At 68.5% G+C, this 21,863-nt stretch carries 22 protein-coding genes; 11 read left to right on the top strand and 11 right to left on the bottom strand.

All coding sequences use genetic code 11. The features are described from left to right. Positions 1-960 (bottom strand): 2-phospho-L-lactate transferase, encoded by a 960-nt coding sequence (cofD, locus tag GPX89_RS33015; protein ID WP_198347716.1) that lies wholly within the window; start codon positions 958-960, stop codon positions 1-3. Positions 961-1,559: 599 nt separating this feature from the next. On the opposite strand from cofD, the gene GPX89_RS33010 reads away from it, so the two are divergent. Next, complete coding sequence (locus tag GPX89_RS33010) at positions 1,560-1,820, top strand: WhiB family transcriptional regulator (RefSeq protein WP_198347715.1); 261 nt, start codon at positions 1,560-1,562, stop codon at positions 1,818-1,820. A gap of 48 nt (positions 1,821-1,868) precedes the next feature. Here GPX89_RS33010 and GPX89_RS33005 read toward each other — a convergent pair whose 3' ends face one another. Continuing rightward, complete coding sequence (locus GPX89_RS33005; protein WP_071812126.1) at positions 1,869-2,348, bottom strand: metallopeptidase family protein; 480 nt, start codon at positions 2,346-2,348, stop codon at positions 1,869-1,871. Positions 2,349-2,443: 95 nt separating this feature from the next. On the opposite strand from GPX89_RS33005, the gene GPX89_RS33000 reads away from it, so the two are divergent. The 5 genes from GPX89_RS33000 to GPX89_RS32980 all read left to right on the top strand — a co-directional run bounded on the left by GPX89_RS33000 (position 2,444) and on the right by GPX89_RS32980 (position 7,764). Then, entirely contained in the window at positions 2,444-2,833 is a 390-nt protein-coding gene (locus GPX89_RS33000; RefSeq protein ID WP_157391680.1) for a DUF3499 domain-containing protein, read from the top strand. Between the two features lie 67 nt (positions 2,834-2,900). Further along, entirely contained in the window at positions 2,901-4,277 is a 1,377-nt protein-coding gene (locus GPX89_RS32995) for a phosphomannomutase/phosphoglucomutase (protein WP_157391570.1), read from the top strand. A gap of 73 nt (positions 4,278-4,350) precedes the next feature. Beyond that, a complete protein-coding gene (locus tag GPX89_RS32990; RefSeq protein WP_157391569.1) occupies positions 4,351-5,529 on the top strand; it encodes a tobH protein in 1,179 nt (392 codons plus the stop codon). Further along, the gene (manA, locus tag GPX89_RS32985; protein ID WP_328602565.1) at positions 5,529-6,758 is read left to right on the top strand and encodes a mannose-6-phosphate isomerase, class I; all 1,230 of its coding nucleotides are present in this window, start codon (positions 5,529-5,531) and stop codon (positions 6,756-6,758) included. The genes GPX89_RS32990 and manA overlap by 1 nt, the downstream gene beginning before the upstream one ends. A gap of 79 nt (positions 6,759-6,837) precedes the next feature. Next, complete coding sequence (locus GPX89_RS32980) at positions 6,838-7,764, top strand: cation diffusion facilitator family transporter (protein ID WP_157391568.1); 927 nt, start codon at positions 6,838-6,840, stop codon at positions 7,762-7,764. Here the strand turns inward: GPX89_RS32980 and GPX89_RS32975 are convergent, their stop codons facing one another. The 3 genes from GPX89_RS32975 to GPX89_RS32965 form a co-directional block, all read right to left on the bottom strand. Next, complete coding sequence (locus GPX89_RS32975) at positions 7,765-8,166, bottom strand: DUF3052 domain-containing protein (RefSeq protein WP_157391567.1); 402 nt, start codon at positions 8,164-8,166, stop codon at positions 7,765-7,767. Between the two features lie 132 nt (positions 8,167-8,298). Continuing rightward, positions 8,299-9,780, bottom strand: coding sequence for a phytoene desaturase family protein (locus GPX89_RS32970; RefSeq protein ID WP_157391566.1), 1,482 nt, complete (start codon positions 9,778-9,780; stop codon positions 8,299-8,301). Positions 9,781-9,827: 47 nt separating this feature from the next. Further along, complete coding sequence (locus GPX89_RS32965) at positions 9,828-10,406, bottom strand: TetR/AcrR family transcriptional regulator (protein WP_157391565.1); 579 nt, start codon at positions 10,404-10,406, stop codon at positions 9,828-9,830. Between the two features lie 91 nt (positions 10,407-10,497). On the opposite strand from GPX89_RS32965, the gene GPX89_RS32960 reads away from it, so the two are divergent. After that, positions 10,498-10,935, top strand: a complete 438-nt coding sequence (locus tag GPX89_RS32960; RefSeq protein ID WP_157391564.1) for a DUF4267 domain-containing protein — start codon at positions 10,498-10,500, stop codon at positions 10,933-10,935. Between the two features lie 7 nt (positions 10,936-10,942). Here GPX89_RS32960 and GPX89_RS32955 read toward each other — a convergent pair whose 3' ends face one another. From GPX89_RS32955 to rfbD, 5 genes are all read right to left on the bottom strand, one after another. Next, entirely contained in the window at positions 10,943-12,148 is a 1,206-nt protein-coding gene (locus tag GPX89_RS32955) for an MFS transporter (RefSeq protein ID WP_198347705.1), read from the bottom strand. A 100-nt stretch (positions 12,149-12,248) separates the two neighbouring features. After that, positions 12,249-12,866, bottom strand: coding sequence for a Uma2 family endonuclease (locus GPX89_RS32950; protein WP_157391563.1), 618 nt, complete (start codon positions 12,864-12,866; stop codon positions 12,249-12,251). Between the two features lie 427 nt (positions 12,867-13,293). Next, a complete protein-coding gene (manB, locus tag GPX89_RS32945) occupies positions 13,294-14,385 on the bottom strand; it encodes a mannose-1-phosphate guanylyltransferase (RefSeq protein WP_157391562.1) in 1,092 nt (363 codons plus the stop codon). Positions 14,386-14,444: 59 nt separating this feature from the next. Then, positions 14,445-15,365 carry a glycosyltransferase family 2 protein gene (locus GPX89_RS32940; protein ID WP_328602564.1) on the bottom strand — a complete coding sequence of 307 codons (921 nt, stop codon included), beginning with the start codon at positions 15,363-15,365 and terminating at the stop codon, positions 14,445-14,447. After that, complete coding sequence (gene rfbD / locus GPX89_RS32935; RefSeq protein ID WP_328602563.1) at positions 15,362-16,234, bottom strand: dTDP-4-dehydrorhamnose reductase; 873 nt, start codon at positions 16,232-16,234, stop codon at positions 15,362-15,364. Before rfbD ends, GPX89_RS32940 begins: the two co-directional genes overlap by 4 nt. Positions 16,235-16,398: 164 nt before the next feature. On the opposite strand from rfbD, the gene GPX89_RS32930 reads away from it, so the two are divergent. From GPX89_RS32930 to GPX89_RS32920, 3 genes are all read left to right on the top strand, one after another. Continuing rightward, a complete protein-coding gene (locus tag GPX89_RS32930; RefSeq protein WP_328602579.1) occupies positions 16,399-17,871 on the top strand; it encodes an LCP family protein in 1,473 nt (490 codons plus the stop codon). Then, on the top strand, positions 17,859-18,575 hold the full coding sequence (locus GPX89_RS32925) for a TIGR03089 family protein (protein ID WP_157391561.1): 717 nt from the start codon (positions 17,859-17,861) through the stop codon (positions 18,573-18,575). The genes GPX89_RS32930 and GPX89_RS32925 overlap by 13 nt, the downstream gene beginning before the upstream one ends. Positions 18,576-18,677: 102 nt before the next feature. Continuing rightward, complete coding sequence (locus tag GPX89_RS32920) at positions 18,678-19,976, top strand: cytochrome P450 (protein ID WP_157391674.1); 1,299 nt, start codon at positions 18,678-18,680, stop codon at positions 19,974-19,976. On the opposite strand, the gene GPX89_RS32915 is transcribed toward GPX89_RS32920, so the two are convergent. After that, positions 19,970-21,529 (bottom strand): carboxylesterase/lipase family protein, encoded by a 1,560-nt coding sequence (locus GPX89_RS32915; protein ID WP_407939509.1) that lies wholly within the window; start codon positions 21,527-21,529, stop codon positions 19,970-19,972. The two genes, GPX89_RS32920 and GPX89_RS32915, sit on opposite strands and share 7 nt — an antisense overlap. Before the next feature lie 102 nt (positions 21,530-21,631). On the opposite strand from GPX89_RS32915, the gene GPX89_RS32910 reads away from it, so the two are divergent. Next, entirely contained in the window at positions 21,632-21,853 is a 222-nt protein-coding gene (locus GPX89_RS32910) for an FmdB family zinc ribbon protein (protein WP_328602561.1), read from the top strand. The last annotated feature ends 10 nt before the right edge of the window (positions 21,854-21,863 follow it).

Genomic DNA, 21,863 nt, shown 5'->3' with positions numbered 1-21,863 from the left:
TCACGGCTTGACTCCCGCGATATCCAACGCCTCGCGAACCATTTCGGCGGTGGTGGCCGGATCGGTCATGAGCAGGGGAACGGCGCGCACCTCGACACCGGGGACATCGGCGGTGTCGCCGGTGTGGATGAGCCAGCCGTCGAGGATGCCGGTGCCCGATCGCGCTCCGTAGTAGTTGCCCACGGCCTCCGCGGTCGTCTCCACGCCGATCACCGACAGGCACTCATCCGCCATGCCCCGCAACGGTTTTCCGCCGATAACGGGCGAAAGCCCCACGATCTTCGCATCCGTTGTGCGCAGTGCGCCGCGAATGCCCGGAACCGACAGGATGGCTCCGACGCTCACTACGGGGTTGGAAGGGGCCAGCAGGATCACGTCCGCCGACTCTATGATTTCCGTCACACCAGGGGCCGGTTTCGCAGCATCTGCCCCAATAGTCACGAATCCATGGGTCTCGACGTTCGCCCGGTACCGAACCCACCACTCTTGGAAATGGATCGCGCGGCGTTCGCCAGGGTTCTCCGGGTCCCCGATAACTACATGTGTTTCACAACGATCGTCGGTTGCCGGAAGCAGTTTCACGCCCGGCTGCCACCGATTGCAGAGCGCCTCGGTGACCGCCGAGAGCGGGTATCCCTGACGCAGCATTTCGGTCCGGATGAGATGGGTGGCGATATCGCGATCCCCCAGCCCGAACCAATCGGGCTGAGCGTTGTATTTCGCCAGCTCCTCCTTGGCGTGCCAGGTCTCGTTCGCGTGCCCCCAGCCGCGTTCGGGATCGATGCCGCCACCCAGGGTGTACATGCAGGTGTCCAGGTCAGGGCAGATGCGGAGCCCGTGCATCCAGACGTCGTCGCCGACATTGACGATGGCCGTGGTGTCGGCTCCGGGCAGCAGCTCGCGCACGCCCATCAGGAACCGCGCGCCGCCGACTCCGCCGACCAGTACGGCGATCCGCAGGCCGGTGCCGGGTGCGGTGTCCGCTTGTTCTCGAGTCACATCCGCACAGCCTATGCGTTCAGCCGGGGATGCCCGATAACAGATCATTTGCTATGAATTTGCTGTTTGATCTGCGGGAACACGGGTAAGAGGGGCCGGAGATGGTAACGGAATTGCTTCGGCAGCTTGACCATCGCCGCTCCCGGCGTGTCTAATCACAGGCATGTCATTCCGGGTCCGCGTGAGAGTGCAAGGCGCGGACGGGTTTTCGAACAACTGTTCGCACCGGGGTGACGCCAAGCTCGGGGATGGCCGCGGGACTACGCCGCGGTGTTGGGCCGTCGGTGGGATCGGCTCCGACGGATTAATCATTCTGCGCTAACACACAGTGAGGAGGCGGAGCGATGGCCGATGAGCTGGCCCCGTCGGGCATTCCGGGCGGTGTATCGCAAACCGATTCCACGACTGGCGCAGCACCTGACTTCTGCGCCGACGAACGGAACGGATACGAGGGGGGTGAACCGATGACGACTGCGCGGCCGGGGGGCGGACAGTGGGCGCGAGCCGCCTACCAGCCCGAACCACCGCGGCTGAGCCTGATCGTCACCGGTGGCGAGGATATGTTCGACGCTTTTTCGCGCGGCGGTCGCCAGATGACCGAAGCCGAGCAATGGCAGGAACGGGCGCTGTGCGCCCAGACCGACCCCGAGGCGTTCTTCCCCGAGAAGGGCGGCTCGACCCGGGAAGCCAAGCGCATCTGCCTGGGCTGCGAGGTCCGCGACGAGTGCCTGGAGTACGCACTCGCCAACGACGAGCGCTTCGGCATCTGGGGCGGCCTCAGCGAGCGTGAGCGCCGTCGCCTCAAGCGCGGCATCATCTGAAAGTTGTTGTAGCCGAGGGTGATTCCGGGCCGTTGCGGGCCCGGATCCTTACTCCGGTTCAGGGTCGATGATGTCGGGATCGACCCCGAGATAGGTCGCGATCTGTTGCACGAGCACCTCGCGCAGCAGGTCGACCAGATCGTCGGGATCCTGCGCCCGCAGCTCCAACGGCTTGCGGAACAACACGACTCGGGCGCGGGTAGCCATGCCGTAACGGTCCACGCCGGCCGGAATCAGCCGGGACAACGGCACCGGCCCGTCGGCCACCACCTCGTCCGGCCACGTCACCGAATCCGGGTGCAGCGGACGGATTTTCGGCACATCGTCGACGGCGATGTCGAGCTTGGTGAGCTGCTCGTGCCAGCGGCTCTCCAGCGGCGCGAACGCCTCCAGCACCAACCGGTCGAACTCCTGGCCGCGAGTGCGCCGGGCCGGGACCGTCGGCGGCAACATCGGCCCGCGCACACCCCGCCCGCGGCGGATGACCGACCGCGCGGTGGGCGGCCGCCTCTTACGTGAACGGGTCATACCTTGAATCTAACCCTTCCGGTGAGACGGGGTTCATTGCGCGTGTCTGTGTCCATGGGAGCGTGAGGGGGGTTACCCTGCATGGCGTGATCCCCATGCGTCGTTGCTGCCGACCAGGCTGCAAAAACCCGGCCGTCGCGACGCTGACCTATGTGTACTCCGACTCGATGGCAGTCGTGGGTCCGCTGGTCACGGTCGCCGAACCGCACTCCTGGGATCTGTGTGAAACGCACGCCTCCCGGATCACGGCGCCCAAGGGATGGGAGTTGGTCCGGCACGAGGGCGGGTTTTCCAGCTCCACCCCCGACGACGACGATCTGACCGCCCTGGCCGAGGCCGTGCGCGAGGCCGGATTGCGCCGCCGCACACCGGAACCCGACCCGCGCGGCTACACCGACTACGCACCGGCCCAGCCCCGCCCGACCCGGCAGGGCCGGACCGGCAGACGCGGCCACCTACGAGTCCTACCCGACCCGCCCAACTGACGTAGCCCCACAAAATATGGGCAGCGCCGAATACAGCGTGAAACGGACAGCTACTAGGGTGGTCCCCATGACAGTCGCCCGGTCCGCCGAGTCAGTTCGAGCAGTTATCAAGGCATACGACGTTCGCGGAGTGGTCGGTGAACAGATCGACGCGGACTTCGTACGGGACGTCGCCGGATCCTTCGCCCGGCTGATGCGCGCCGAAGGCGCGCAGCGCATCGTCATCGGTCACGATATGCGCGACTCCTCCCCGGGCCTGGCCGCCGCCTTCGCCGCGGGTGTGCTCGCCCAGGGCCTCGATGTCATCCACATCGGCCTGGCCTCCACCGACGAGCTCTATTTCGCTTCCGGTCACTTGGATTGCCCCGGCGCCATGTTCACCGCGAGCCACAATCCCGCCAAGTACAACGGCATCAAGCTGTGCCGGGCCAAGGCGCTGCCGGTCGGACAGGACACCGGCCTGGCCACCATCACCGACGAGGTCATCGCCGGCGTCCCCGCCTTCGAGGGCGAGCGCGGCACCGAGACCCGCCAGGACCTGCTGCAGGCCTACGCCGACTTCCTGCACAAGCTGGTCGACCTGTCCACCTCGCGCCCGCTGCGCATCGCGGTCGACGCCGGCAACGGCATGGGCGGCTACACCGTCCCCGCCGTGCTGGGCACCCTGCCCCAGTTCACCATCGAGCCCCTGTACTTCGAACTCGACGGCAGCTTCCCCAATCACGAAGCCAATCCGCTGGATCCGAAGAACCTGGTCGATCTGCAGGACTACGTCCGCAAGACCGGCGCCGACATCGGCCTGGCCTTCGACGGCGACGCCGACCGCTGCTTCGTGGTGGACGAGAAGGGCGACCCGGTCTCCCCGAGCGCCGTCACCGGCCTGGTGGCCGAGCGCGAGCTGGCCAAGGAGCCCGGCGCCACCGTCATCCACAACCTGATCACCTCGAAGGCCGTGCCCGAGTTGGTGGCCGAGCTCGGCGGCACCCCGGTGCGCACCCGCGTCGGCCACTCGTTCATCAAGCAGCAGATGGCCGCCACCGGAGCGATCTTCGGCGGCGAGCACTCGGCGCACTACTACTTCCGCGACTTCTGGGGCGCCGACTCCGGCATGCTCGCGGCCCTGCACGTGCTGGCGGCTCTGGGCGAGAAGGACCGCCCGATGTCGGAATTGGGTTCGGCGTATGCAACATACGCGTCCTCCGGAGAGATCAACTCAACAGTGGCGGATGCCAAGGAACGCACCCAAGCGGTTCTGGAAGCGTTCGGTACCAAGGCGAAATCGGTCGATCGGCTGGACGGCGTGACGGTGCAGCTGGCCGACGGCGCGTGGTTCAACCTGCGCGCCAGCAATACCGAGCCGCTGCTGCGGCTCAATGTCGAAGCACGTTCGCAGGACGAAGTAGACGCACTCGTAACCGAGATCCTGAGCATCGTCCGCGCCTGACTGGAATAGTGGAATCACAGAGCTTGGATTCACCAGCGTCTGGTGACCCGATGAGGGGAGGTGGCAACGCCCGATGATCGCTGGGACACCAATACTCGACCTCGATGACGTCGCCTCGCTGGAGGCGGCCGACGCCGGGGGTGCTTTGCGCTCCGCAGCTTCGGGGGGCGCCCAGGTGCGGGCGACCGCCGCGGCACTGGCGGAGGATGCCTTCGGCCGGCTGACCGACTTGCGGCCGCGCAGCCTGATATTCGTTTCCGGCAGCGGCCGCGCCGCGCGGGCGGCCTCGCTGCTCATCGCCGCTCTCGGAAACAGCACCAGCATGCCGCTGGTGCAGGCGACGTCGATCCCCCCGTGGGTCGGCCCGCTGGACGTCGTGCTCGTCGCGGGCGACGACGCGGGTGACCCGCAGCTGGCGGAATCCGTGGACCGCGCCCTGCGCCGGGGTGCCGCGGTGGTCGTGGCCGCTCCCGACGAGGGCCCGATCCGGGCCGCCGCCGCGGGCCGCGCCACCATCCTCGCTCCCCGGGTGCCCGTCCTCGACCACAACCGCATGCTGCGGTATCTGGCAGCGGGCATAGCCGTGATCACCACCCTCGACCCGCACCGCGTCGGCCCCTTGGTGCCCGAATTGAACGCTCTCGCAGACCTGCTCGACGCCGAGGCGTTGCGCGACGGCCCCCAGAACGAGGTCTTCCACAATCCGGCCAAGACCCTGGCGACCCGCATGCACCAGCGCAAGCGGATGCTGCTGGCCGGTGACTCGCCCGCCGCCGCGATCGTCGCCGAACATGGTGCCGAGGTCCTGCTGGCCGCCGCCGGACAGATCGTCACCGGCGTCACCCTGTCCGAAGCCATTGCCGCACACGGCCGACTCATCGAAGCCGCGGGCGTCGCGGCGCCCGGCTTCGACCCGCTGTTCCACGACGAGGAGCTCGACGGCCCCGCACCGGTGGAACAGATCCGGATCCTGGTGGTGAGCGCCGACTCCGACGAGGTGGTCGCGCGCCGTCGCCTGGCGGTCTTCGGCTCCGACGCCGGACTCGTGGACGCCGACCTGGTGACCCTCGACGCGGAAGTCTCCACTCGCGAGGCGGGCGAAGAGACGCAACCCGCACTCGCGCCGCGGGGCAGTGAGCTCGAAAAGCTTGCGGTACTGGCACTCCGGCTGGAAATGTCCGCCGCGTATCTTCGACTACTCGGTTCCCGCCCGGCCACCGGACCGGGACACTACGACGGGGGCAATTACTAGTGCACGAACTCGTTGGTGCGCTGCGTTCCTACGCATGGGGCTCGCGCACCGCGCTCGCTCAGCTGTGCGGACGACCGGTTCCATCCGCACATCCGGAAGCGGAACTCTGGTTCGGCGCACACCCCGCCGATCCCGCGCGCGTACAGATCAACGGGCACAGCGAATCCCTGCTGGAGCTGGTCCGCGCCGACCCGCAACACGAACTCGGCCCCGTGGCGGGCGAATTCGGCGGCCGGCTGCCGTTCCTGCTGAAGATCCTGGCCGCCGAGGAACCGCTGTCGCTGCAGGCGCACCCCAGCATCGAGCAGGCGCGGGCGGGTTTCGCGCGGGAGAACCAGACCGGAGTCGCCATCGACTCCCCGATGCGCAACTACCGCGACGAGAACCACAAGCCCGAATTGGTCGTGGCGCTGAACCGTTTCGAGGCCCTGGCGGGTTTCCGCGACCCCCGCCGGACCGTGCGCCTGCTCAACGCCCTCGACGTCCCCGAGCTGAGCCAGTACGCCGAACTGCTGGCCGCCCAGCCCGACTCGGCCGGTCTGCGCACCCTGTTCACCACCTGGATCGCACTCCCCCAGGCGAGCCTGAGCACCCTGCTCCCCAAGGTCCTCGACGGCTGCGTGCGCTATCTGTCCGAGGCCCGAACCGGTACCACCGGCAAGGATTTCGTCCCTGAGATCCGCACCGCACTGGAACTCGCCGAGGCCTACCCCGGCGACGCCGGAGTACTCGCGGCGCTGCTGCTCAACCGCATCACCCTGGAGCCCGGCGAGGGCTTGTTCCTGGACGCCGGGAACCTGCACGCGTATCTGCGCGGCGTGGGCGTGGAGATCATGGCCAACTCCGACAATGTGCTCCGCGGCGGCCTGACCCCCAAGCACGTCGATGTCCCCGAGCTGCTGCGCGTCCTGGACTTCGAACCCCTGGATCTGCCGATCGTCACCCCCGAGCAGACCTCCGACAGCGTCTTCCGCTATCACACCCCCGCCCCCGAATTCGCGCTCAGCCGTTTCGAACTGGCCGAGCACGCGGAGCCGGTTCCGGTGGTGCAGACCGGCCCCGTCATCGCCCTGGTGACCCACGGCCGGGTGAAGATGTTCCAGGGCAATCACGACCTGATCGTGGAATGCGGTCACGCGGCCTGGATCTCGGCCGCCGACGGCGGTATCCGGGCCCAGTCCGTCGACGGCCCCGCACAACTGTTCTGCGCCGCGGTAGGCGAGGAGTAGCGACCGAACTGTAGGCTCTCCCGTTCAAGCACGTTTAGGACAAAACGGACATTGATCGATACGGGAAGGGGCGGTTTCTTTGTCTGCGGGCGGCGGTAAGAAGGCCATCCTGGCGGCGCTCAGCGCGAACGCCGGAATCGCGGCGGCCAAATTCGTCGGAGCGGCCATCACCGGCTCGGCCTCCATGCTGGCCGAGGCGGTGCACTCGATGGCCGACACCTCCAACCAGGCGCTGCTCCTGCTGGGTCAGCGCCGAGCCGAGCAGGAAGCCGACCAACTCCACCCCTTCGGCTACGGCCGCAACCGCTACTTCTACTCCTTCGTGGTCGCCCTGGTGATCTTCGCCCTCGGCTCGCTCTACGCGATCTGGGAAGGCATCCACAAGATCCAGCACCCCGAAGAACTCTCCAATCCGATCGTCGCCATCGCCATCCTGGGCCTGGCGATCCTGCTGGAGGGCTACAGCTTCACCACCGCCATGCGCGAATCCACCCCGCTCAAGGGCAATGCCAGCTGGTGGCGCTTCATCCGCAACTCGCGCAACCCCGAACTGCCGGTGGTGCTGCTGGAGGACTCCGGCGCCCTCATCGGCCTGATCTTCGCGTTCGCCGCCATCACCCTGACCATGGTCACCGGCGAACCGATCTGGGACGGCGTGGGCACCCTGGCCATCGGAATCCTGCTGGGCGCCATCGCGGTAATCCTGATCATCGAGATGCAGAGCCTGCTGATCGGCGAGGGCGCGACCCCCGATGAGGATCGCAAGATCCGCGATTCCCTGGTCGACGGCACCCGCATCGACCGGGTCATCCACCTCCGCACCCAGTACCTCGGCCCCGAGGAGATGCTGGTGGCCGCAAAGGTTTCCATCGTCCCCGGCCTCGAGATCACCGATATCGCCACGGCCATCGACGACGCCGAATCCCGCATCCGAACCCAGGTCCCCGCAGCCCGGGTCATCTACATCGAACCGGACCTGTACCGGACCCAGCCCGCCGAACTGTAGTCAGCGATCGGCGCGGCGGACCACGAAGCGCAGTCCCGACCACGAATCGTCGATCGCGGCGACCTTGTTGTCGACCAGGCCCTGCGCCAGCCCGTACTCGCGCACGGCGTTCTCACCGAGATCGGTGGGGACGCCGCTGGATTTCTTCAACCAGGCCAGCCACAGTCCGCCGTCGACGGCCAGGCGCCCGCGCCACCCGGTGAAACGGCGCGCCAGGGTGGCCCGGTCGGGACAGAATCCCAGAATCACGTCGTAGGGACCGGCGGCCGCACGACGGTGCACCTCCGTGCCGGCGGGCAGCTCCCCGAGGTCGAAATCCGCAGGGGCACCGGCCAACAGCACCCGGAACTCGGGCTTGATGCCGAGCTTGCGCGGCAGTGGTGTGCCCGAATAACCGGCCATGCCGGGAGCGTAGCAGCGGCGTGCGGGGCCGATGGGCATGTCCGAACCCCTCCCACCCGCACGCGAGAAGCGCGGGCCGCCGAAGGCCACCGATGTGGCCACCGCGCCCGCGGATTCGGTGACGCGAGGCGCTCAGATGCGCCAGTGGTCGGTGAGGAGTTCGAGCGGTTCGGTCAGGACGCCGAACTCCTTGCGCAGTGCGTGGCGAGCGGCGTAATAGCCGTTCATGCCGTGTACACCCGGTCCCGGCGGCGTCGCGGCGGAACACAGGTACACGCCGGACAACGGAGTCGCGTACGGATTCCAGCGCGGCACCGGACGAAAGACGGTCTGCCGAGCCGTCACCTCGCCCGCCGAGATGTCGCCGCCGATGTAGTTGGGATTGTGGGCGGGCATGGTGGCCGCCGTGCGGACATGGGTGGCCAGGATCAGATCGCGGAAGCCCGGTGCGAAGCGTTCGATCTGGGCGGTGACGGCTTCGGTCATGTCCTCGGTGGAGCCGTTGGGCACGTGGGTGTAGGTGTAGAAGGTGTGCTTGCCCGCGGGCGCACGGGTGGGGTCCACGACGCCGGGCTGGATCGCGAGAACGTAGGGGCTGTCGGCGAGTCTTCCCGCGGCAACGGCCTTTTCGGCGGCGACGGCTTCGGCGCGGCTGCCGATCACGTGCACGGTGCCCGCCCGGTCGACCCCGTGCGCCTGCCAGGGCACCGGTCCCGACAGCGCGAAGTCGACCTTGCAGGCCGCGCCCCCGTACCGGAACCTGTTGAGCGCGAAGTTGTATCGCGCCGGGAGCGTGGCGATGCGCTGCAGTTCGGCCGGTGCGATATCGAGCAGAACCGCTCGGACATCGGCGAAATCGTCCAGCGAATCCACTCGGTGTCCCGTGAAGATACGCCCGCCGTGCGTCTTCAGATCGTCGGCCAGGGCATCGACGATGGCCTGGCTGCCCCCGCGCGGGACCGGCCAGCCGCGCACGTGGGCGAGCGTGCCCAGCAGCAGCGAGACCCCCGCGCCGGGAATGCTGCGCGGCGGACGGATGGCGTGCGCGGCCACACCGGTCAACAGGGCGGGCGCGACGTCCTCGCGAAACCGCATGTCCCACAGCGGTGTCGACTGTTCGATGAGGCGGCGCAGCAGGCGCAGTTCGATGCCGGGGTCCGCGCGCAGCACCCCGGTCGGGTCGATGGGCGGCGGGCGCAGGTCCGACATGATCAGCGCGACCAGGTCCTCCCATTTCCGCACCAGCGGTCCGAACAGCCGGTTCCAGGCCCGGCCGTCGCGGCCCAGCCCGTCGACGGTCTGCCCGAGGTCGCGCCAGGCCAACCCCGCACGCCCGCCATCGAGGGGATGCGCGTAGGACACCTGCGGGGTGAGCAGTTCGACCCCGTGGGCCTTCAGGTCGAAGGCCCGGAAGAACGGCGAGGCCACCGCCATGGGATGCGCCCCCGCGCACAGGTCGTGGTGGAACCCGGGCAGCGTCACCTCCCCCGTGCGGCACCCGCCGCCGACGGTGTCGGCGGCCTCGTACACCTCCACGTCGAGCCCCGCGCGCGCCAGGATCACCGCCGCCGCAAGCCCGTTGGGACCCGATCCGACCACCACAGCGTCAGCCATGGATTCAGAGTAGGCCCGCGCCGCCGCACGGCGGCGCAACCGTGGGATCAGTCACCGCGAACCCATTGGGCGACCAGTACTTCCATTCGCTGGGCGCGAAAGTCGGGCCGCAGCCGACCTCCTCGGTCCAGGGTGGCCAGCCCGTGCAGGGTGCTCCAGGCGACCTCGGTGAAGGTTTCGACATCGTGCGGCGGCGCGAACGGCGCGAAGGTGAGCAGCAGTTCCAGGAACGCGTCCTTCAACTCCTGCGGCGCCTCCGGGCCGAACTTCAGGTCCGTGCGCAGCAGGAACAGGGCGTCGTAGAGCGCGGCGCTGTCGCGGGCGAAGTCGAGATAGCCCTGGATGACCGCCCGCAGCCCCTGTTCGGGCGTGTCCGCGGATTCGCGCAGCTCCCGGATGACCGTGGTCAATTCGGCGGCGGCGACCAGGGCGACGGCCGAGACGATGGCGTCCTTGCCCGCGAAATGGCTGTACAGCACGGGCTGGCTGTATTCGATGCGGTCCGCGAGTTTGCGGACCGTCACCGCGTCCCAGCCGTCGGTCTCGGCGATCTCGCGGGCGGTGTCGACGATGCGCTGCCGGCGTTCGGCGCGCTCTCGTTCCTTACGGGTCTGGATGGCGCTCATGACGAAAACTCTAGCACCGCTAGACAAGCTATCCATGCATGAGTTAGCGTTGCTTCATCAGTTAGCAACGCTAGATTATGGAGTGGAAATCATGGCCACCTCACGCCTCGCCTCCCGCATCGCCACCGGTCTCGCCCTCGCCGGAGCCGGCTTCATCAGCTACATCGGCGTCCGGTACCTGTCCGACCCGCAGGCCATGGCACCCACCTTCGGCTTTCGCGCCTACCCGACCGGCGAAGCCGCCGACTTCCTGAGCGTGAAGGGCGGCCGCGATGTCGCGGCGGGCCTGCTCATCGTGGCCCTGCTCGCCACCCGCCAGCGCTACGCCCTCGGCATCGCCATGCTGGTGCAGTCGGTCATCCCGGCCAACGACATGCTGAGCATCCTGCGCCACCACGGTTCCACCACAACGGCCTTCGGCGTCCACGGCCTCACCGCCGCACTGGTCGCCTTCACCGGACTCCTGCTGATCCGCGAGGGCCGGACCGCCGAAATCACCGCTCCCGCCGCAACTCCCGTCACCGTGTGAGGGATTCTCACGCTGGGAGGTTCCGGACGTCGGGCACCAGCAATGGCACGAGCGACGCCAGGGCGAACGCGATTCCACCGGCCAACGCGACGGGGTACGCACCGAACCGGCCGGACAGCGGGCCCACCGCCAGCTGCCCGGCCGGAATCGCGATGTAGGACAGCAGATCACCGTAGGCGGAGACGCGGGAGAGCATCGCGCGCGGAACGTGCTGTTGCACCGAGACTTCCCAGGCGATATCGAGGGCGGTGAATCCCATCCCCGCCACGAACGCGCATCCCAGCACCGTCGGCAGCCCCGCACCGAATCCCAGGGCCAGCAGCCCGAATCCGCCGAACACACCCAGTAACTGCCCGGCGCGCAACAGGTATCGGAAGGCGAACCGGTACATCAGCGCGCTCATGACGAGTAATCCGACCGCTCGCACCCCGAGCACCAGTCCCCACGCCGCGTCTCCGGACCGCTGCCGGGTCAGGGCCGGGCCCAGGATCTGCCAGATTCCCGTATAGAGCAGGTTGATCAGGCAGAACGCCACCGTGGTCACCCACACCCAGCGGATCCCCCGAAACGTCCGCCACCCGGCTCGCAGCTCCGGCCACAGACCCGGGCCCCGCGAGATCCGCGAGCCCCGGTCCAATCGCAGACCGGCGAGCAGCGCTGCCGCGACGAGAAAACTCGCCGCGTCCACCGCGATCGCCCAGCCCCCGCCGACCGTGGCCACCAGCACCCCCGCCAGGGTCGGCCCGAGAATCTTGGTGGCATTCCGTGTCCCCGCCAGCAGCGAATTCGCCCGCTGCAGGGCAGCTTCCGCGACCAACTCCGGCACGATCCCCCGCAGCGCCGGACCGGCGAACGCACCCGCCGCCCCATTGACGAGTTCCAGCCCGGCGATCACCAACAGCCCGTAATGCCCGCTGATCAACACCCCCGCCACCGCGCCCTGCGTCACCCCCTGAACCAGATTGGCCCCCAACAACACCGCCCGCCGCGACACCCGATCCGCCACCACCCCACCGACCAGCAGCAGCCCGATATGCGGAATCACCTGCGCCGCAAGCACGATCCCGAGATCCCCCGGCCGCCCCGAGGTATCCAGCACGGCAAGCGCCAGCGCCACCGGCGTCATCGCACTCCCTGCCAGCGAGACGGCTCGGATCACGAGGAATCGGCGGAACAGCGGCGGCAAGCGGACAGAGGTGTCGGCCGAAGTCACCGTCTGATCATCCGGACCAAGGACCGTGTTGCCAACCGAGTTCCGCCAGAACGGACCGCGTAGCCGATCCGCTCGTACCCGAGCCTCGAACGATCCGAAGCTACTTGTCGCGACCGCCCTTCGGACGAGCGGCCTCGGTGAGATCCAAGGTGATCGGGAAAGGGACACTGACCTGGAGCCGGTCGTGGAAGATGCCGGCCGGCTCGTACACCTTTGTTGCCGGGTCCAGTTCGTACACGTATACAACGGCCCGACCGTCGCAGTTCTCGATCCGCCAGAAGTGCGGGATTTCTGCCTCGGCGTAAAGCAGGGGCTTCCGCTTCCGGTCGCGCTCAATGGAATCCGGCGATACGACCTCGACGGCGAGCAGCACATCGACAGGCAGAAACGAAGTCTGTTGCGGGCCGTTCACCGAATCGGCCGTGACGATGAGTATGTCGGGTTCGGGCCGCTGCCGGGGGCTCAGCGTGACCGACATTTCCCGGCAGACAAGTAGGTGGTCGGGAGCCTGCGCAGTCAGTTCGCGATCGAGAAATCCGATGACCCACATATGGAACATCGCCTGCGGACTCACGAAAACGAGGCTCCCGTCGATCAACTCGGTGTGCCTGGGCAGATCACGCATATGGTCGAGGTCTTCCGCGAAATACCCGCCCGGGGGTGGCACCGGCCAGTCCGGCACAGGGCGATCACCCCTCGGCATCGGATCGGCGGTCATCTGTCCTCACTCCACGTAGGTGATCGGGTGACGCGACAATTATGGCAGCTCAGCGGACATACCGATTCGATACCACCGACTGCCGTGCTGTCCCGGGCGCTCGCAGCACACAGCCCCGCCCCTGGGCCGATCCGCTCGCTGTGCTGCACAGCGCGAATACACCGGCGAACCCATGGCCTTCCGACACCACGCTCGGCCGGCCACGCTGCTGGACATCTCGCCGGGTACGGTCAGCGCGCACCCGGCCTGTTGCGCGATGCGGGGGATCGTCGCCGGCGCTCGCACGGGCACGAATGTCGTGCCGCCTCACATCGCGCGGCGAATCACTATTGGCGGCACTCGATTACGACACCGTGCTCGATTACCGGTATCGAGCGGACGAAACGGCCGCCCATCCGGAGGGATGAACGGCCGTCTCGAGGGCTGGCTAGACGTCGGTGGAGAAGCGGATGCCGCCGTCCGGGATGTCTACGCCGGGCCAGATGCGGGCGCCGCGTAGTAGTTCGCAGCGGGCGCCGACGTTGGCGCCGTCGCCGATCACGGCGTCGCGGACGAGGGCTCGGGGGCCGATGCGGGCGCCGAAGCCGATGATCGAACGTTCCACGGTGGCACCGGCTTCCACGCGGGCACCGTCGAAGAGGATGGCGCCGTCGAGGCGGGCGCCGGCGCCGACCTCGGCGCCGCGGCCGACGACGGTGCCGCCGATGAGCAGTGCGCCGGGGGCGACACCCGCGCCGGGGTGGACGAGGGATTCGCCGCGTTGGCCGGGCAGGGCCGGGGACGGGGCGATGCCGCGGACCAGGTCCGCGGAGCCGCGCACGAAGTCCTCCGGGGTGCCCATGTCACGCCAGTAGGAGGTGTCGACGTGGCCCTGGATGTGCGCGCCCTCGGCCAGCAGCGACGGGAAGGTCTCCCGTTCGACCGAGACCGCGCGGCCCGCGGGGATCTTCTCGATGTACTCGCGGCGGAAGACGTAGCAGCCCGCGTTGATCTGGTCGGTCGGCGGATCCTGGGTCTTCTCCAGGAACGCGGTGACCCGGCCGTTCTCGTCGGTGGGCACGCAGCCGAAGGCGCGGGGATCGCTGACCCGCACCAGGTGCAGGGTCACGTCCGCGCCGGAGGCGTGGTGGGTCTCGAGGACCCCGCCCAGATCCGTGCCCCCCAGCACATCGCCGTTGAACACCATGACGGTGTCCGCCCGCAGCTTGGGCAGCACGTTGCGGATGCCGCCGCCGGTGCCCAGCGGTTCGGTCTCGGTGACGTACTCGAGCTCGAGTCCGAGTTCGGAGCCGTCACCGAAGTGCTCCTCGAACACCTCGGCCTTGTACGAGGTGCCCAGCACCACGTGCGTGATCCCGGCGTCGGCGATGCGGGCGAGCAGATGCTGCAGGAACGGCAGTCCGGCCGTGGGCAGCATCGGCTTGGGGGCGGACAAGGTCAACGGACGCAGACGGGTGCCCTGGCCTCCTACCAGGATCACCGCGTCCGTAGACCCGGCGGTACTACCGCTGTTCGCCATTTTCTCCCCTGTGTCAGGTTGTCAGGAATGCGCGCCCGCGATGCTAACCGTGCTTGAAGTTAAACACCGTTGTTTCGATCACGTTCGCGCAGTGCGGATCGAACCGCAAGCCTGCAACGAATCGCAAGTCCAGCCTTCAGCGCGACTCGAAGCGGAGCCTGCCACCAGTGCGGATGCCGGTCGGCCTGGAAACGATAGGCGCTGGCGTGATGCGCCGGGAGCATGGTTTCCGGGTGACGACCCGCGGCGTGCCCCTTGGCGTGCGTGACCTCCGCGGACGGCACGAACACATTGTGCCAGCCCGCCCTGCCCATGCGGTCACCGAAGTCCACGTCCTCCATGTACATGAAGTAGCGCGAATCGAATCCCTCGATGGAATCGAAGGCCGCGCGTCGCACCAGCAGGCACGAACCCGACAGCCAGCCCACCGAGCGCTCGGAAACCGCCTCGTTGTCCTGGCGGTAGCGCAGCGTCCACGGGTTCTTGGGCCAGATGGTCCCGAGGATGGCGTGGCCCGCGCCGTCGGCGATGCCCGGCACCGAGCGCGCCGAGGGGTAGCGGCTGCCGTCCGGCTCGAGCACCATCGGGCCCAGCGCGCCCGCGCGCGGCCAGCGGCGGGCGGCGGCCAGCAGTTCGTCGATGGAGTCGGTGCCCCAGCGCACGTCCGGGTTGGCGATCACGATGAATTCGATGTCCGGGTCGATCTCCGCGACCGCGCGGTTGATGGCCCCGCCGTATCCGATATTGCCGCCGGTGCGCAGCAGCCGCACGTGGGCGTTGGCCTCTGCGGCCAGTTCCGGGGTGCCGTCGACCGAGCCGTTGTCGGCCAGGATGACCTGCGGCTTCTCACTGGTCGCGGTGGTCAGCGTGCTGATGAAGTGTTCCAGGTGCTCGCCGGGCGAGTAGGTCACCGTGACGACTGCCAGCTGCGGTTTTTTCGCCGCGGCGGGGGGCTGTCCGACAGAATCCGAGGGGCTCACGGGGGCCCAGGATAGTCGGAGATGGCTATCAGTGCGTCGTTCAGTGCCAGCTTCCAGTGCCGCAGCGGCGACAGGCCCGCGGCGGCCCACGAATTGCCCGAAAGGACCGAATATGCCGGGCGCGGAGCGGGTCTCGGGAAATCCTCGGTGCCGCAAGGCCGTACGCGGGCGGGGTCCGCGCCGAGGCCGGTGAAGACCGCCTGGGCAAGATCGAACCAACTGGCTTGTCCGGCATTGGTGGCGTGCAGGATTCGCGGGGCAGCGGGCTTGGCAGCCAGCTCGAGCAGGCCCGCCGCGAGATCCGGGGCGTAGGTGGGTGAGCCGATCTGATCGTTCACGACGGTGATGGTGTCGCGTTCGCGTTCCAGGCGGCGCATGGTGGCGACGAAGTCGGCGCCCGTTCCGGTGTAGACCCAGGCCGTGCGGACGATGTGCGCGTCCGGGGCGAACTCCAGAACCGCTTGCTCCCCCGCGAGTTTCGAGCGGCCGTAGACCGTCGACGGACCGGTCGGATCGTCCGGTTCGTAGGGCTGGGACGCGGTCCCGGGGAACACATAGTCGGTGGAGACGTGAACGAGCCGCGCGCCCGCCTCCGCGCAGACGCGGGCGAGCACACCCGGCCCGGTGGCATTGATGGCGAAGGCGGCCGCCTCCTCGGTTTCGGCCCGATCGACGGCGGTGTAGGCCGCGCAGTTGATCAGCACGTCCCCCTCGCCCACGACCTTGCGCACACCCTCCGGATCGGTGATGTCGAGATCGGTGTGGGACAGCCCACGTGCCCCCGGCGCCAGCGCCATGACCGCTCGACCGAGCTGGCCGCCGGCTCCGGTCACCAAAAGCCTGGTCGGACTCGTGTTGTCGGCACTCACGGCTGCAAGTGTGGCACGGGTGCGCGGTGGTATCCGGGCGACGTCGCACGACTCACGGAGCCCGCGCTACTGCAACATGCTGGTTAACGCCACTAGCCTGCAGAGTGGGGGAAATCCCGCGCTTTCGAAAGGACGATCGGTTGCCGGACAGTTCCTGGGCATCCGTGCCGCTCTCGTCGCGCCGCTCGCGTTTCCCGGTCACCCCGGGTCGCGTGCTGGCGGCGGCGGTCGCGGCGCTGGTACTGGTGGTGACCGGGCTGGGCTGGCACAGCGTGGATCAGCTGGTGTCCAGTATCGAGCGGATCGGCAATCTCGGGCTGGGCGGCGGCAAGTCCGATGGGGCGACCGACATCCTGATGGTCGGCATCGACTCGCGCACCGACGCGCACGGGAATCCGCTCACCCAGGACGAATTGGCCATGCTGCACGCGGGCGACGACGGCGAGGGCGGGCTCAATACCGACACCATCGTGCTCATCCGGGTGCCCAATGACGGCAGTTCGGCCACGGCGATCTCGATTCCGCGCGACTCGTACGTGGACATTCCGGGGCTGGGGATGGGAAAGATCAATTCGGCCTTCGGTGTCACCAAGTTCACCACCCAGCAGAAGCTGATCGACCAGGGCGTCTCCCCCGCCGAGGCGGACCGCCGCTCGACGCAGGCCGGGCGGCAGGCACTGGTGAAGTCGGTGGCCAACCTCACCGGGATCACCGTCGATCACTACGCCGAGGTCGGGCTGCTGGGCTTCGTGCTGCTCACCGATGCCGTCGGCGGCGTCGAGGTGTGCCTGAACAACCCGGTGGACGAACCGCTGTCGGGCGCGGACTTTCCGGCCGGGCCGCAGAAGCTCAATGGCGCACAGGCTTTGAGCTTCGTGCGCCAGCGCCACGAGCTGCCGCGCGGCGATATCGACCGCATCGTGCGCCAGCAGGTGTACATGGCGCAGCTGGTGCATCAGGTGCTCAGCGCCAAGGTGCTGACCAGCCCGTCCCGGCTGCAGGATCTCAGCAATGCCGTGGGCCGCACGGTGGTGCTCGACGACGGCTGGGACGTGCTCGGCTTCCTGCACGAGCTGCAGGACCTCTCCGGCGGGCAGGTGAAGTTCGAGACCATTCCGGTCAAGGATCTCAACGGCTGGACCGACAACGGCGAATCGGTCGTGCGGGTGGATCCGCCGGCGGTGCAGAAGTTCGTGGCCAAGGCGGTCGGCGACGACGAGGGCGAGGGTGACGGCGGGATCGATCCGTCCATGGTCACCGTCGACGTGTACAACGCCTCGGGTACCGGCGGGCTGGCCGGACAGGCCGCACAAGCGTTGACGGCCAAGGGATTCCGTACCGGGACAGTGGACAACTGGATCGGCGGGCCGGTGCAGAGCAGCCGGGTGCTGGCGGCGTCGGCGGGTTCGGAAAAGGCGCGCGCGGTGGCGCAGGCGCTGGGCGGATTGCCGGTGATGGCCGAGCCGGGACTCCCCGAGGGGGCGGTCCGGGTGGTGCTGGCGAGTGACTATTCTGGTCCGGGTTCGGCGACGGGCAGTAGTACGTTCGACTTCTCCGGAGGTGGTTCGACCGCGACCCCGGTGCCGCCCGCCCCACCCATCGACGCCGGTACGAACGGACCGAAATGCGTGAACTGAACGAGACCCTCACCGAAGCGGTACTCGACCCCATCCTCGCCCGTGATCCCGCGGGACCGCGCATCACCTTCTACGACGACGCCACCGGCGCGCGGATCGAGCTATCCGCGCTGACGCTGGCCAACTGGGCGGCCAAGACCGCCAATATGATTCGCGACGAGTTCGGGCTGTCCTCCGGGGCGCGGGTGGCGGTGCTGCTGCCGGCGCACTGGCAGACCGCGGCCGTGCTGCTGGGCTGCTGGTGGGCGGGCGTCGAGGTGGTGCTGCACGCCGATCCGGACGCGGAGCTGGCGCTGGTGACCGCGGACCGGATCGACGAGGCCGACGGGATCGCGGAGGTGGCGGCGCTGTCGCTGGATCCGATGGGGATGCCGGTGAAGAACCTTCCGGTCGGTATCACTGATTACGCGACCTCGGTGCGAGTGCACGGAGACCAGTTCCGGCCGGGCGGCATCGGCTGCGCGCTGGACGGATCGTCGGTGTCGGAAGTGCTGGAACGCGCCCGTAAATCCGCGGCGCGACAGGGGTTCACCAGCGAGGACCGGGTGCTCTCGACCGGCTCGTGGGACACCCCGGACGAATTGATCGACGGGTTCGTGGCGGTGCTGGCCGCGGGCGCGTCGCTGGTGCAGGTGGCCAATCAGGATCCGGGCGGGCGGGAACGCCGCATCGCCTCGGAAAGGGTCACCGTCCAGCGTTCTTGACTCCTACCCGGGTAGGAGACCGGGTTCCCTCCGCGGGATGTTCCTCCCCCGCAACGGCTTCCGTACCGTGGAAGCATCCGACGACGAGGGAGTCTGGCGATGATGAGTCCACGGTATTGGACACGCTGGGTGGTCGAACAGGGTGGGGCGCGGTGGTTCCTGCGGCTGCAGGCTCGCGGCGACAACCCGTTCGCGCGGTTGATCACCACACCGGAGGCGCTACGGGACCCCTACCCGCAGATCGAGGCGATCCGGGCGCGGGGACGCCTGGTGCACAGCGCCTACTTCTCGGCGACCACGGACTACGATCTCATTCGAACCATGCTGCGCGACAACAGATTCGGTTCGTTCGGCCCCGACGGCCTGGATATGCCGCAGTGGCTGCGCAACAGCATGAAGAAGGCGCCGACCCCACCCAATCCGGTGGAGCCGCCGTCCATGCTGATGATGGATCCGCCCGAGCACACGCGGCTGCGCAAGTCGGTGTCGGCGGCGTTCACCCCGCGCGCCATCGGGCGGCTGCGCGACCGGGTGGAGTCGGTGACCGCCGAACTGCTGAACGCGCTACCGCCGGACGGCTCGGCCGATCTGATCGAGAACTTCGCCCAGCAGGTGCCGATCGCCATCATCGCCGAGATGCTGGGCTTCCCCCAGGACAAGCGCGACGAGTTCCTGGCCTGGGGTGACGCCGGCAGTCCGCTGCTCGATATCGGCATCTCGTGGCGGACCTGGCGCGACGCCTATCTGGCCATGGGCGTCATGGACCGCTATCTGGACGGGCATCTGGCGCAACTGCGGAGCGAGCCGGGCGAGGACATTCTCAGCAGCCTGGTCACCGCGGGCGATCTGGACGACCGGGAGCTGAAGGCCACCGCGAGCCTGCTCATGGGCGCGGGCTTCGAGACCACGGTCAATCTGATCGGCAACGGCATCGTCCAATTGCTGTCGCATCCGGAGCAATTGGCCAAACTGCGCGAGGACCCGGAGCTGTGGCCGCAGGCCGTGGACGAGATCCTGCGCTTCGATCCGCCGGTGACCATGACCGCGCGTATCGCACTGTGCGACGCGGAGATCGGGGGCTTCACGCTACCGGCGGGCACCGTGATCGTGATGTCGCTGGCCGGGGCCAATCGTGATCCCGACAAGTTCGAGGACCCCAACCGGTTCGACATCACGCGGTCGAATGCCAAGGAGCACTTGACGTTCTCCAGCGGCATCCACACCTGCCTGGGCGCGAGCCTGGCGCGGATGGAGGGCGTGTACGCGCTGCGGTCCCTGTTCGACAACTTCCCGAACCTGGCGCTGTCCGGTGCGCCGCAGCGCCGTCCGCTCTACACCCTGCACGGCTACGCGCACATGCCCGCCCGGCTCGGGCAGCGCGCGACCGCGGTCGTTCAGTAGAACCCGACGACGTCGTCGCCCCAGATGCTGTTGCGGTCGTGGTCGGGATCGTCGACCAGGCGGTCCACGGCGTCGATGACCAGGGTGGTCCGGGTGGCGGCGCTGTAGGGGCGCCAGTGCTTGGACCCGTCGATGGCGGCCGGGACGCCGTAGCCGGCGAAGGCCAGCCAGCGGCGCATCATGCGGCCCGAAACCTTCTGCGCCGCGGCGCGTCCGCCGAGCCAGAAGGTCGGGTCGTAGTCGAAGGAGCCGAAATTGCCGAAGACATAAGGCAATTCGGTGGCGTGCCCCGCGCCGACCCGGGCCGCCTTGAGCATCGGGGTGGCGTGGTCGAAGCGGTACATCCAGGTCGGCGAGTGCGCGGAATGGGCGTCGGCCACCCAGTGCGAGGGCATGCGGAAGGCGGCGTCGGTGGACATGGTGAGCGCGCCGCGCGGCGTGCTGGATTCGTAGGCCGCCGCGATCTGGGCCAGCCGCTCCGGCGACAGACCCGGATGCTCGGCCGCCACCCCGCGCAGCATGCCGTTCACCGCGTCGGGGGTGACGGGCATGATGGGCGAACGGAACAGCCGGAACAGCGACGCCTCGTCCTTGTTGGTGCCGATGATCAGCGGCACCCGATGCGAACGGCCTTGCTGGAAGCGCTCACTCGGATAGGCGGGCAGCAGGTTGCCGTCCACCACGGGCGCCGCGGCCAGGCGGCCGGGTTCGCGCAGCGGCACCTCGTCGAGCAGGGTGCCCGCGGCGGTGATCATGCGCTCGACGGGCATGGTGAGCAGCTCGGCCGAGCGGTCGGGGGTGAGTTCGAGCAGTTCCAGGTACCGTTTGGCGACCACGGCGGCGCGTTCGGGGCCGAAAACCGTGGTGGCGGGCGGGGATTGGGCGATAGCGCGGTGGAACAGGCCCGCCGAGAGCGGCGAGGTGAGCAGGGCGGTCACGCAGCCCGCGCCCGAGGATTCGCCGAAGAGCGTGACATTGCCGGGGTCGCCGCCGAAGGCCGCGATATTGTCGCGCACCCACTGCAGCGCGGCGATCTGATCGTGCAAGCCCAGATTCGGGGTGAAATCGTCGCCGAGCGAGGACAAGTCCAGGAAGCCGAGCGCGCCCAGCCGGTAGTTCACGCCGACCACGATCACCTCGCCGACCTCGGCCAGGCGCTTGCCGTCGTAGATGGCCTGGGCGGCGGTGCCCAGGCAGAACGCGCCGCCGTGCAGCCACACCATGACCGGGCGCGGTTCATCGGAGGGGTCGGCGGGAGCCCAGACATTGAGCCAGAGGCAGTCCTCGCCCATCCGCAGGCTGCCGTCCACCGGGGTGAAGCCGGGAGATTGCGGTGCGACATCGCCGAAGTCGTCGCAGGCCCGGACGCCGGTCCAGGATTGCGGGGGCTGCGGCAGCCGGAATCGACCCGGCCCGCCGGTGCTCGCACCGTAGGGAATGCCGCGCCACACGGCGACCCGCCCGTCCATGGAACCGGACACTTCGCCGTACACGGTCCGCGCCACCGGCGCGCCGTCACGTTCCGACAGCGTGTCGAAGAACCGAGTGCTCACTCCAGACCTCCTCGTACTCCGTAAATCGAGGGTACCGAGTGACCGGGGCCCGCCCGCGCGATAGCGGTCAGCGTGCCGTGCCCCGTCGTTTAGGCTGTGGGCGTGCCGAGTTACGCGTATCGGTGCCGCGAGTGCGGCGATACCTTCGAGAAGACCCGCCCGATGGCCGAGGCGTCCGCGCCCACGGCGTGCCCGGCCGGGCATGACGACACGGTCAAGCTGCTGACCACGTTCGGGACGGTGACGCGCGGTGGTTCCGCGCCCGCGGCCGCTCCCGCGCCCTCGGGTGGCGGCGGATGCTGCGGCGGTGGCTGCTGCGGCTAGCCGGGCGGCA

It is taken from the genome of Nocardia terrae (assembly GCF_009760405.1).
Taxonomy (GTDB): Bacteria; Actinomycetota; Actinomycetes; order Mycobacteriales; family Mycobacteriaceae; genus Nocardia; species Nocardia terrae.
The sequence above is the reverse complement of the archived record's forward strand: the minus strand, read 5'-3'. Positions and strand labels throughout refer to the sequence as shown.